Raw genomic sequence first — 10,512 nt, forward strand, 5'->3', positions numbered from 1 at the left:
CCAACACATCACGCAGACGATCGAACCCAACGATGTTCTCTTGGGTTCGACGAGACAGAAACTGAAAATCGGCGTCTGCTTTTTTAGCGCCTACCCCGATGTCTTCAAACGCCTTCTTTGTTTTTTGGGCTTCGGTTTGGGCCTTTCGGTTGAATTGCTGAGCACCTGAGTCCGCAGAACGCATCGCGTCAGAGAACTGGGATTTAAAGCTGGCCGCATTCAGGTGCAATGCAACCGCCAGTGATGCAACATCACCCATAACCAATCACCCGTAAACATTGAGAGAAATCATCAGAATCGCCATCCACAATCGGATCTGGCGTGGCCGTATCCGTAAGTAGCGGGAGTCCTGATTCCTTAATGGCATCCTGTTTCAAGCTCCTGAACGCCTGCCAGTGCAACAAAAGGTCGGCAGGGAGATCTAGCAGCTTTCTGGGATCTCTCTCGCCAAGGCTGTCGGCCAGTGCAAACAGCTCCCACAGCCAGGGCGAGTCCCTCAGATTTTTTTTGGCCTCCTCCAACGTGCCGTAGCTATGGCGTTGCACATCGGTAACCGCCTGCAAAATATCGGCCTGAGCCTGACAGCTAAGAACCTGTGCGGCGGTGGGGAGTTCCTTCGGACTGGGCTTGCTGCCGTCGCGATGCACCAGCGCTGAGAGGAACAAATTAACCCCAAGCTCAGACAGAGCTTGAGCATTACCTTTCTCTGCATCGATGCTGTTGTTGTACTCCATCAGCTCCATGGCAGTTAGGCGCCGGATAGTAACCTTCTGTCCAAAGGCATCGATGGTGATCGGTGAACTGTTCGGCTTGAGTAATAATTCTTTATAAAGCATGGCGCCCCCTTATGCTGATTTGCCTGACGGTGTAACCGTTACCTTGCGTGACCAGGACACACTGTTCTGCTTGGCGTAAACCTCCACCTGTAATACCTTGCCTTTCGGAGTATCGACCGATTGCATACTCCAGCCATTCAGTGCCAGCTCCTGGGTTGCCACGCGCTTGTTCGGGAACTCAATGAACATCAACACCGTCTCTTTTGCCTCTGCAGCAGCAGTAAATGCCTCCTGGTTGGTATCGTCGGGAGCATCAATAAAAATGAAGGTCTTGTCCTCAGCCTCCCCCATATCCTGCATAAACTTGGGCTCGGTATCGATCAGGCGGGTCACTTCGACATAGGTTCCCTTTTTGCCCGTAGTACCAATCGACATGGCGTTTTGCAGTAGTTTCCCTGCATCAATGGCCGTACCCAAAGGGCCGAACGATACGCGGGTTCCCGCCGGCAGCATGGCAAATTCTGACGGGCTGCGAATTTCATCAGTCATAGCGATATCTCTCTGTTAAAAATGCTGCGAACGCAGCGGATAGAATTAACGGCCCTCAAGGGCATAGCGCAATTCAACGGCCAGCACGCGTAATACCCTTTGCCGGTTGTAATCGAGCGCCGGACGGATAAACGGCTTAGCCACCTGCTTACGCGTACCAAACTCCTGAGCCAATGCTTTCATGTGATGAGCTTTGCTAGGGCCAACCTTCAGAGTGACCACCGTGGCATACCGCTCATCGCGCATGCGGTTAGTGCTGCGGGTGCGAATAGTGTCACGCATATGTTCACCGGTATTTTTTGGATCAAAACCGGCGTGCTGCCGCATATCAGCCTCAACAATTGCTAAAGCCGCACGTCCTGCATCTCTCAGCACCTTTACCCCGACTTTCTCTCCAACCTCAGTAAGCAGGCGATCGAAGTCCTTCCCTTGCGGGAATGTGATGGATATATCCATGGGTTACTCCGAAAACGTGATCAGGTAATCGCGGCGGCGGCTATATACAATAGAGCCGTTATTCAGGATCTCTTGTCCGTCCTGTAAGCCAGCGCGTTCAATAAATTGCACGTCATAGCCTTCCAGGTGGCTATGTACAATCCCTTGCCATACTGACCAGACATCCCGATCCACAGTGACTAGGCGGGTAAACATATCGACGACATAGAACGTTACTTGAAACCGCCCCTCCACTAGGCGTGTGCGCGCTAACCCAGTCTCTACAGCTGGGTCCGATATGCGTTGGTAGGTAACCCCGGTCATCACATCAGGAGGCAAAAGCAACGGGTAAACATCCATCCCGGTAATGCGCTCTAATGAGGCTTTAATGGCTAATTCGATCATTGCGGGTACAGGCCTCCGCAGTAATAATCAGGCGATCTGGTAGCGTTCTGTCCGTCGCTCTAACGGTGAATACCAGATCTCCCAGTACGATTTGCCAGTCCTGTTGCACATCAGAGCGAGGACGCAGCGTAAATTGGTATGTCTCTACCACTTGCTGTTGATCCAACAGACGAATTTTTCTGTTAGAAATAGGCTCCACCTTTGCCCATACCTTACCTACGGGCACTACCTGATCCGGCAGAGGCTCACCCAACGAGCCACGCTGTTTTGTAATGTATTGCAGGGCAATGCGTTTATTCAGCTCGCCAGCCACCAAGGGTTTCATAGTGGCTTGAACCGATATGGTTCAAGTAACGCACGGTATGAGAATGGCACCGGCATCAGTTGCTCGGGGCTCACCGCTTCTCGATTGGTATACCAGTGACCTACCATCATCATCAGCGCCAGCTTTATATCGGGCGTCAATGGTAATGCATCCCCTGATATATCCTCCCCCTCCGTCACCAGCGGACGATTTAAGAACGTTTCCGCAGCCACCTTCGCCGCCCCCGCATAGATCATTAACAAGGCGTCTTCGCTCTTATCATCGATGCGACACTGCTGACGTAACTCATCTAGCGTTGGCATCATAGGCACCTCAATAAAGGCGGCTAATGCCGCCATTGGATTATTTAGATGCAGGCGCAGCCATCTTAAGGAGTTTCACAGCTTGGCTATCCACCATCATGGAGCCCACGCGCTTCGTCGTGTAGAAACCAACAAACGGCTTTTTGGTATACGGGTCACGCAACATACGGACACCGATACGATCCAAGATCGTGAAACAGCGCTTAAAATTCCCGAAGCCAATTGGCGTAGCATCGCCACCGATATCTGGGAACTGCTCGTTTTCTGCAATGCCATAGCTCAACAAAGAAGACGGCTGCCCCAACTGCAAGCCAGGTTGCCACAAGTAGTTGCCCTGCGAGTCTTTCAGTGTACGCACAATAAACAGCGTGTTGTTGTTCATCATAAAGCGCGCACCGTTGCGGTATGGCTTGCGCAACGTATAAACCAGCTTGGTGATTTCATCAGCAGTGATTGCGGTGGGCTTGGCTGCCAATAAATGCTGCAGCTTACCCCAGGCGCGATCCTTATCGTTTTCATCCGTACTACCGTAAGCGAGCAAGCCCTTCGGCTTTTTACTGCCGTCGCCGTTGGTAAAGGCAATTTCCTCTTGCTCGGCAAACTCCTGCGTCAACTCCGTGGTGATGAAGTTCTCTACATCAAAATAGGCATCGTCAAGCATGGTTTGCGTTGCCATCGGATTACCGTAAATCTCCCCCCAAACAGGCTCAATCATCGCCAGTTGTGATGTTTTGGTTTCGGGACGCTCATCAACCTCCCCTACCCAGCCGCTATTGGTCCCCCCTTTGTTCACCAACTTTTTATAGTTTGGGGTGCCCATGGTGATCACGTTACATTCAGAGCGCATCACTACTTCATCCTTCAGCGCACTGATGATGTTGCGATCCAGCTCTTCCGGCACAGCATAGCCGCCATCAGGATCGGTAGTGGTCTGCATAGCCTTATGCTCCAGATCGGCCAGCCCATCCTCTTTACCCTTACGCAGGAACTGTCCGAACGCCGTTTTATGCTCTGCGGCTGCTTTTGAAGCACCGCCACCACCGGGACGTTTTGCTGCCGCCAACTCATCTTCCAGCGCCGATTTCAAGGCATCAAGCTCGGTTAACTTGATGTTAAGCGTATCGACGGTTTCAGACAGCTTGCCCTTTTCCTGCTCAATGGCGTTAAGTCGCTTATCATTTTTCTGGCGAAACTCGTCAAAGTTGCCTTTCAACTCATTCGCGACCTGTTCAATGTCTTTGATATCTACAGTCATGATGTTACTCCTGATTAAAATTGATTGATTTCAGTGCATTTAATGCTGCGCTCAGGTCGCCAGCGTCTCGCTGTGAAAGTGCGCTGTAGCCATCCGCCATAAATGCCTTGGCCTGGCTTTTGGAAAGTCCAACGTCTCGCAGGACTCGCTCTATGCTTTTCGGTGAGGGCGTTTCTCCCCTCGCAAATGCCGATTTCACGTCGCTGACACGCGCCTCATCATTGGCGGGAAAAGTCACCGGACTGACCTCCCAAAGATCAATTTCTTTGAGCAAAAATGCCTCTTTGGTACGGTCGTATTCGTAATCTTTCAGCACGTAACCAATAGAAAGGCCGGTTAAAGAACCGGCCTTCATGTGGGCATGTGCGCGTTTGGCGAGGGGGTCATCATCAATAAGCAATCGCCCACGGACAAATAGTCCAACCTCATCCTCTTTCATCTCGGTATAAATCCCGATCGGCTCCTGCATGTTGTGCTGCCAGAGCATGGCGGGCAGGCTACCTTTTTCTCGCCAAAGCGTTAGCGACTTGGTAAAAGCGCCTGGCATCACGATGTCATCGAAACAATCCTTGACACCGAACACCGAGCCATACCCCTCAAACTCGCCACTATCACTGACAGATTTAAGTTTCAGTGGGACATCAAGACGCTGCTTGGTCATCGTCATTGGGTTCTTCCTGTGGTTTGGGCGTTGCGTTATCGGTAGGCTTGGTAGTCATATTCATCGGGGTGAGATAAACATCACCACCGGGACGCGGGTTACGATCTTCCAACTCAAGGCAGTCATTGGGGGAATACATTCCCCAGTTGATTGCAGTGGCGTAGGCATCAAAGCGAGACTTCATATCACCGCGTAACAAAGCCCCGACATTGAATTTTGCATAGAATCGCCCCTGTTTTCCGGGTTTCACCAAACCAATATTAATACGCTGTTCAATTCTTGTGAGATATGGCACCAGCGAATAGTTAATAAAGCCGATGCCAAGGTTTTCAATATTATTAAAGGTTGCCCGATCGGTATTTTGTACCAAATGCATCGGGACACGAAAAATTCGGCAAATCTCTTCGAGCTGAAACTTACGGGTTTCTAAAAACTGGGCATCTTCTGCCGATAGGCTTATTTGGTTCCACTTCAAGCCCATTTCCAGAATCATCGGCCTATGCGCGTTTGCCAGCCCCTGATGCCGCTCTTCAAAATCTTTTTTCAAGCGATCAAATGCATCATTAGATAACGAATCGTCTGTTTGTAGAACCCCACTGGTTACAGCGCCATTGCTGAAAAGACGTGAACCGTGCTCTTCTGTGGCCATACCCAAACCAATCGCCTGTCGCGCGTAGGCAATCGGGCTTAACCCGTTGAGGCCATCAAGTGTCAAGATGCGCACATGCCAGATCTCGTTCTGGCTCAATGCTTCACTGGAGCCATCGGGAAATGTAACCTGATAAACGGGCTCCCACTGGCTATTAAGCTTTGCCACGACACAACCAGGGTCGAGAGGAAGCAACTCAACAACCTCTCCTAACGCCATCACCTTATAAGCAAAAAAATTACCACGCAAACATAGACAAGCGATAAGCAATTCCCAAAATTCCTGGGGTGTCATGTAACCGTTAGGCTTGACCGACAGCAGTTTAAAAAGCCGCTCCTTAACCGCTTTTTTACTCCCCAGATCCAACTGTTCGTACAGAGAGCACGGCAGCATCCCCACTGACTCAGCCAATACACGAACGCAGCCAAATACGGCGGTGAGCTGCATGGCAAGTTGGGGGCTTACCCTTCTTCCCACGTAGGTGTCGTAGGAGATCCCGATAAGCTCACTAAGCGATTGTGATGTCATCGCCTTATTACCAGACTTATGGAACATACCCGGAAAGAACATTACCCCTCCTTATCAGGATCGGCGTTCTCCGCCTGAGCACCCAGCATCCGCGAGACTAGGAAAGACCAGGCCAGACACAAGAGTCCAGCCACAATAAACCCAGCCGGTGGGTAAATACGCCAAACGCCATAGGTAAGAGAAAACACGCCGACCACCCCTACCATGATTGATAAGGCGGTTATACAATTTATTAATTTCATACAGGCAACTCATCAAAGAGAACGAATACCATGCGCTTCAATATGATCAGAAAGAGACTCAACATTCTCATTCAGCATGGAGCGCCCAATACCCATAATAAGAGAAACAGCACCATCTATTTTGTTCTCTGCGCCCTCCTTGGTCGGCCTTACAACATCATCACTGCCGGGAATCGTTTTCCCAACAACGTTACTAATACACCATGTTAAAATAGGGTTCCCATCATGATGGAATCGACCACTGGCTATTGCCGCTTCCAACTCCTTCATGGGAGAACTCATATTTGTATAGTTCTGAACTATGGTGATAGGGTTTAATCCCTCATCAGCAAGAAGATGTGAAATGCTCGTCGCGCCATGAGGATCAATTGGGCAACTTTGTACTTTTACGGTACTGTTTAATGTAACTATATGCTCAAATATCTGGCGGTTATCAACCTCGGCGCCATCGGTCGCAATCAGTTTTTTCATATTGACAAATTTCTGATAACGTTCCGATGTTCTTTTCAGTGCGGGATCAGGAGAAAATACCGTGTCTTCTGGCACCCAAAACTGAGCACCTACACAAAAATAATGTACTCGCCCATCGATCACCCTTTTAAAAATGGGACACACACAGTTCAAATCGAGTTTTGAGGCAAGGTCAATACCAAGATCGCAGTCTTCGCCATAAAAGTCATCGATTTTTAATGATGTATCCGCACACTCTTTCCATTTTTCAAGGTTGAAATAAGCCGATTTAGCAGAAACCCATAAATTAAAATGTTTGGTCTTAATTTTGTTGGTTTGCGATGGAACATTGATCGCAAGGTTCTGCTGAGCGAGAAGGTAATCACTTTGTACCGACACGCCCATATTTGGATTCGCCTTTGCCAGCGCCTCGGGCCGGGTCCAATCGTCCCCGTCATCAAGAGTATAGATAATGCCAAATAGCTCTTCATTTGGGATTATCTCATCAAGCATCTCCACCACTTGTTGGCGTTTCTCATAACATGGACACTCAAGGCTGAACCCTGCCGTTGTGATGATCCATGCTAACGGCTGCTCACGAGCCCCCATACCTGTGGTCATTGTGGTATACAGCGAGTCAGTTGCATGCTCGTGATATTCATCAATCAAAGCGCATGATGGTGAATCACCATCACCCGGATCGCCGATAACGGGCTCAAAAACCGACCCATCAGGCCGTGTCATTTTTTTAGCCCAAGGCTTAATACTGAATTTTTTACGCAGGTTCGGTAACTTCTGCGCCATCAGCAGCGCTGGCTCAAAGACCTTCCACGCTTGGCGTTCTGTCGTCGCACCACAGTACACCTCAGCGCCGTATTCATTGTCTGCACAAAACATATAAATACCGACACCCGCTGCAAATAAAGACTTACCATTTTTGCGGGGGACTTCGGTATACGCCTCACGAAAGCGGCGCATTTTATTTCGTTTCTTAAGCCAACCAAAAACCATAGCAAAAATGAATTGCTGCCACGGCTCCAGCGTAATTTTCAACTTCCGCTTTGCCCATTCCCCTTTTGTATGGGGAAGCAACTGAATAAACTGGCAAGCTCTTTCCGCTCGGTCTCTATCGAAGCGATATGGCCAATCCTTATCTTTGGACTTTTCCAGATCGTTAAAATGCCGCTGACATGCGGCTTGGACATATTTACACGCGGGTATTTTCCCGCTAACGACCTCCCTTGCATATTGCTGGGCGGCATTTACGTTCGGGTATGACGCCATAGCTAAAACCCATCGAATTCGTTCTCATCATCATCGGGCTCAGAGCCGCCGACCATCCTCATTCGACTAAGAGGGTCAAGCCCAAGGAGTGAACCCAACCGCGCAAGCTGCGACACGCAGTCATTACGAACAGCAACGGCAGGATGTTTTTTTAATCCGCCAGTACCACCCACGTCCGCAATACCCATGTTCTCCAAATCAATTTCGGCTAGCTTGGCTATCACTTTTTCTGCCACGATCATGAGATGAAACGAATTACAATACGCGAGCAAAAGCGGAGCATCTTCCAGCTCGAACGTTCCGCGTTCTATTAATATTTTACTTTGGGTTTTCCAGAGTCGAACTGCAATTTCACTTGATAGCTCAGCTGGAGGGGCAATCCGCGTCAGGCTGCTTTTGTTTTTTGTGCTGGTATTTCGCTTTCTCCCCCCTCCAGCAGCCCGCATAGCCGTCCCCATTTCCTACGCTCCCAAATGTTAAAAATCATCGAAAAAAAATTCCTTATTTCGAGTGTGTAAAAATTTGACTAAGGCGGCGGTCCTTTGGTTCGAGAGGGGTAGGTATTCGCACCGCCCCTCCCCCCACTACACCAGCCGTTCTCTGGCAGTCTTTGCTCGATGACAAGGCCAGCACAACGCCTCAAGGTTGGAGTCATCGTCCGTTCCGCCATGGCTCTTAGGCTGGATATGGTCAACCGTGGTCGCACTTACAGCTCGACCCGAACGCAAACACTCCTGACAAAGGTACTTATCACGCTTGAGAATCCGTGCCCGGATGAGAGACCACTTATTGCCATACCCACGCTCATGTCGGCTCTTACCCTGCTGATGGTTCTCCCATCCCGTATTGCGGTGCTCATCACAATAACCACTACGATCTGTCGTAGTCTTCCTGCAGCCATGTTTGCGGCATGCACGCGGTATACGCTTAGGCATATTGATCATCCTTTCATTAGGTATTGCGCTGGATTCTTCCGCCATCGCTCCAGCTGGCGAGCATGCGGGAACCACCCCGGCGTTACCTGTTTTTGAATGACCCCGCCCACTCACATGAAGGATGGCATGGTCTCGGTTAAGGCGAGGACACGGCGACAGGCGGCGCAAACCGATTATTGGTTACGGGTGCTGTTAACCAGCTGCTTAACCCGCTCGCGGCTCTCTATATTCGAGCGCCCTGCATAAGTTTTTGGGCAGAATTGAACGATATGCGTTAACGAACCGCAATAGCTGCAGCGCTTGGGGGGCTGAGTAAATAACGACCGTTTCATTGTTACCTCCAGAAAAAAGGGCCGCACATGGCGACCCCGTTGCATTATCGCAGGCCTGCTGTAATGCTGGCTTATTGGCACTGCTCTCGAATGTACTGCTGCGCTCCTTCCAACTGCTTTTGCATCGTCGTTACTCGCTCTCTGAGGGTGAAATAATCCCGCTGAGCGGTGTCTGCCAGTCGGGGGCGGGCTGCAGTATCCACGCCGGCGGTGGCGGTGCCTTGATGCATGGGGCCGGGACAGGTGGCGTTGACACGCAACCGGCGGCGACCAGCGGCAACATCATCACGCAAAGCATCAATCTTGGCTCTTTCATCGGCTAACTCCTGGGTGTGTCTGGCATCCAGCGCAGCCACATCGCGCTGACGTGTCTGCATATCTGTGATAGTGGCGTTGGCCAGGCTAAGCCGTTCAGTGGCTTTATCGCGCTGTCCCTTGTAGGCGATGGCGTTACTACGGTAGCGGTCGGTCGTCCAAGCCAGCACTACCAACCCCATCACCAACGCAGCAATAACGATGATAATGGTACGGCTCACATATCCTCCCAATGCGACAAAGCCACCAACGCGATTAGCGCCAGTGGCTTCCAGAGTTTATTGAACATTATGCGGCTCCCAGGCGCCGCGCCATCCAACGCTGGGATAGTCGGGTTAGCTCAACCTTTCGCTGCAGGTAATCCATCCCCATATCCAGCAGGGTTATATTGGTGCTTTCCAGATAAGACAGATGCTCCAACTGCTCGGCATTCATCGAGTCACGCGGATCCCCAACCAACCCATTCATACCCGCCCATTGCTTCGCAGTAAGGCCTCCCAGGACGATGCGGGAGATCATGTTACTTTCGTTGCTATAGTGGTGAGACTGCGTCGCCTTGCCCTGCTCAGCCCTTACCGATTCCAACGCAGAACACATCGGCTTAAACAGGTTTGCCACTCCGATGCGAGCCTTTAGCTTGCGACGATAGCGCGCGGCGGCCTCTGGGGCGGTGAGCTGTAACGCCTCTTCACACTGGATGAAGTAACGACGGATGGCGCGCCCTTGTTCACTACGCTCAACCATTGCCAGCTCTTTGGCTGTGTTCAGCGTCAACAAGTAATCATGCTCTATTTGTTGGCGAGATTTTGCGCTCGCCCGTTTTGGCGAGCTCAAATTTTCAACAGCGATGTAATCAACTCCAACCACGAAGCCGTATTGGCTAACCCGCCCTTTAACCCAGTTGGTGAAGTCTCGGCCAACCCCCAAAGCACCATGCAGTGCTCTGGCACTCACAATATTGGTTTCACGCTCACCGATCCGGCCACTGACAACAGGAACAATGTCAGCGAACTCATTAACGACATGATGATTGCTTGATGCGTCGGTATAAGAAGATGCTACAGATGTA

General features: G+C 50.6%; 16 protein-coding genes. All 16 read right to left on the reverse strand.

Features of this window, described 5'->3' with window-relative positions:
• Positions 1 to 259, reverse strand: a 259-nt coding sequence (locus BRD58_RS18045; protein ID WP_158024515.1) for a hypothetical protein, incomplete at its 3' end; no start/stop codon positions are given.
• Entirely contained in the window at positions 252 to 836 is a 585-nt protein-coding gene (locus BRD58_RS17960) for a hypothetical protein (RefSeq protein WP_073383225.1), read from the reverse strand. The genes BRD58_RS18045 and BRD58_RS17960, both read right to left, overlap by 8 nt.
• 9 nt (positions 837 to 845) lie before the next feature.
• Complete coding sequence (locus BRD58_RS12795; RefSeq protein ID WP_073383230.1) at positions 846 to 1,325, reverse strand: phage tail protein; 480 nt, start codon at positions 1,323 to 1,325, stop codon at positions 846 to 848.
• 45 nt (positions 1,326 to 1,370) lie between these two features.
• The gene (locus BRD58_RS12800; RefSeq protein ID WP_034168779.1) at positions 1,371 to 1,781 is read right to left on the reverse strand and encodes an HK97-gp10 family putative phage morphogenesis protein; all 411 of its coding nucleotides are present in this window, start codon (positions 1,779 to 1,781) and stop codon (positions 1,371 to 1,373) included.
• 3 nt (positions 1,782 to 1,784) lie between these two features.
• Entirely contained in the window at positions 1,785 to 2,165 is a 381-nt protein-coding gene (locus BRD58_RS12805; RefSeq protein WP_073383236.1) for a hypothetical protein, read from the reverse strand.
• Positions 2,146 to 2,490: a phage head closure protein gene (locus tag BRD58_RS12810; protein ID WP_073383239.1), complete on the reverse strand. Its 345-nt coding sequence runs from the start codon at positions 2,488 to 2,490 to the stop codon at positions 2,146 to 2,148. The genes BRD58_RS12805 and BRD58_RS12810 overlap by 20 nt, the downstream gene beginning before the upstream one ends.
• The gene (locus BRD58_RS12815) at positions 2,487 to 2,792 is read right to left on the reverse strand and encodes a head-tail connector protein (protein ID WP_236721601.1); all 306 of its coding nucleotides are present in this window, start codon (positions 2,790 to 2,792) and stop codon (positions 2,487 to 2,489) included. The genes BRD58_RS12810 and BRD58_RS12815 overlap by 4 nt, the downstream gene beginning before the upstream one ends.
• A gap of 40 nt (positions 2,793 to 2,832) precedes the next feature.
• Entirely contained in the window at positions 2,833 to 4,047 is a 1,215-nt protein-coding gene (locus BRD58_RS12820) for a phage major capsid protein (protein ID WP_073383247.1), read from the reverse strand.
• Positions 4,048 to 4,051: 4 nt separating this feature from the next.
• The gene (locus tag BRD58_RS12825) at positions 4,052 to 4,714 is read right to left on the reverse strand and encodes an HK97 family phage prohead protease (RefSeq protein ID WP_073383252.1); all 663 of its coding nucleotides are present in this window, start codon (positions 4,712 to 4,714) and stop codon (positions 4,052 to 4,054) included.
• On the reverse strand, positions 4,689 to 5,927 hold the full coding sequence (locus BRD58_RS12830; protein ID WP_073383257.1) for a phage portal protein: 1,239 nt from the start codon (positions 5,925 to 5,927) through the stop codon (positions 4,689 to 4,691). Before BRD58_RS12830 ends, BRD58_RS12825 begins: the two co-directional genes overlap by 26 nt.
• Complete coding sequence (locus BRD58_RS18265; protein WP_073383260.1) at positions 5,927 to 6,127, reverse strand: hypothetical protein; 201 nt, start codon at positions 6,125 to 6,127, stop codon at positions 5,927 to 5,929. The genes BRD58_RS12830 and BRD58_RS18265 overlap by 1 nt, the downstream gene beginning before the upstream one ends.
• Before the next feature lie 12 nt (positions 6,128 to 6,139).
• On the reverse strand, positions 6,140 to 7,861 hold the full coding sequence (locus tag BRD58_RS12840; RefSeq protein WP_073383264.1) for a terminase large subunit: 1,722 nt from the start codon (positions 7,859 to 7,861) through the stop codon (positions 6,140 to 6,142).
• Positions 7,862 to 7,863: 2 nt separating this feature from the next.
• Positions 7,864 to 8,319, reverse strand: a complete 456-nt coding sequence (locus BRD58_RS12845; RefSeq protein ID WP_073383269.1) for a P27 family phage terminase small subunit — start codon at positions 8,317 to 8,319, stop codon at positions 7,864 to 7,866.
• Positions 8,320 to 8,445: 126 nt separating this feature from the next.
• The gene (locus BRD58_RS12850; protein WP_073383274.1) at positions 8,446 to 8,796 is read right to left on the reverse strand and encodes an HNH endonuclease; all 351 of its coding nucleotides are present in this window, start codon (positions 8,794 to 8,796) and stop codon (positions 8,446 to 8,448) included.
• 403 nt (positions 8,797 to 9,199) lie between these two features.
• Positions 9,200 to 9,625 (reverse strand): lysis protein, encoded by a 426-nt coding sequence (locus tag BRD58_RS17965; protein WP_408731674.1) that lies wholly within the window; start codon positions 9,623 to 9,625, stop codon positions 9,200 to 9,202.
• 106 nt (positions 9,626 to 9,731) lie between these two features.
• Positions 9,732 to 10,512, reverse strand: a 781-nt coding sequence (locus BRD58_RS12860; RefSeq protein WP_073383283.1) for an antA/AntB antirepressor family protein, incomplete at its 5' end; no start/stop codon positions are given.

The sequence above is a fragment of the Edwardsiella piscicida genome (assembly GCF_001896205.1).
Lineage (GTDB): Bacteria > Pseudomonadota > Gammaproteobacteria > Enterobacterales > Enterobacteriaceae > Edwardsiella > Edwardsiella piscicida.

Coding starts and splice junctions, on each gene's coding strand:
- BRD58_RS17960 (WP_073383225.1), bottom strand. CDS start 836: ATGCTTTATAAAGAATTATTACTCAAGCCGAACAGTTCACCGATCACC.
- BRD58_RS12795 (WP_073383230.1), bottom strand. CDS start 1,325: ATGACTGATGAAATTCGCAGCCCGTCAGAATTTGCCATGCTGCCGGCG.
- BRD58_RS12800 (WP_034168779.1), bottom strand. CDS start 1,781: ATGGATATATCCATCACATTCCCGCAAGGGAAGGACTTCGATCGCCTG.
- BRD58_RS12805 (WP_073383236.1), bottom strand. CDS start 2,165: ATGATCGAATTAGCCATTAAAGCCTCATTAGAGCGCATTACCGGGATG.
- BRD58_RS12810 (WP_073383239.1), bottom strand. CDS start 2,490: ATGAAACCCTTGGTGGCTGGCGAGCTGAATAAACGCATTGCCCTGCAA.
- BRD58_RS12815 (WP_236721601.1), bottom strand. CDS start 2,792: ATGCCAACGCTAGATGAGTTACGTCAGCAGTGTCGCATCGATGATAAG.
- BRD58_RS12820 (WP_073383247.1), bottom strand. CDS start 4,047: ATGACTGTAGATATCAAAGACATTGAACAGGTCGCGAATGAGTTGAAA.
- BRD58_RS12825 (WP_073383252.1), bottom strand. CDS start 4,714: ATGACGATGACCAAGCAGCGTCTTGATGTCCCACTGAAACTTAAATCT.
- BRD58_RS12830 (WP_073383257.1), bottom strand. CDS start 5,927: ATGTTCTTTCCGGGTATGTTCCATAAGTCTGGTAATAAGGCGATGACA.
- BRD58_RS18265 (WP_073383260.1), bottom strand. CDS start 6,127: ATGAAATTAATAAATTGTATAACCGCCTTATCAATCATGGTAGGGGTG.
- BRD58_RS12840 (WP_073383264.1), bottom strand. CDS start 7,861: ATGGCGTCATACCCGAACGTAAATGCCGCCCAGCAATATGCAAGGGAG.
- BRD58_RS12845 (WP_073383269.1), bottom strand. CDS start 8,319: ATGGGGACGGCTATGCGGGCTGCTGGAGGGGGGAGAAAGCGAAATACC.
- BRD58_RS12850 (WP_073383274.1), bottom strand. CDS start 8,796: ATGCCTAAGCGTATACCGCGTGCATGCCGCAAACATGGCTGCAGGAAG.
- BRD58_RS17965 (WP_408731674.1), bottom strand. CDS start 9,625: ATGGGGTTGGTAGTGCTGGCTTGGACGACCGACCGCTACCGTAGTAAC.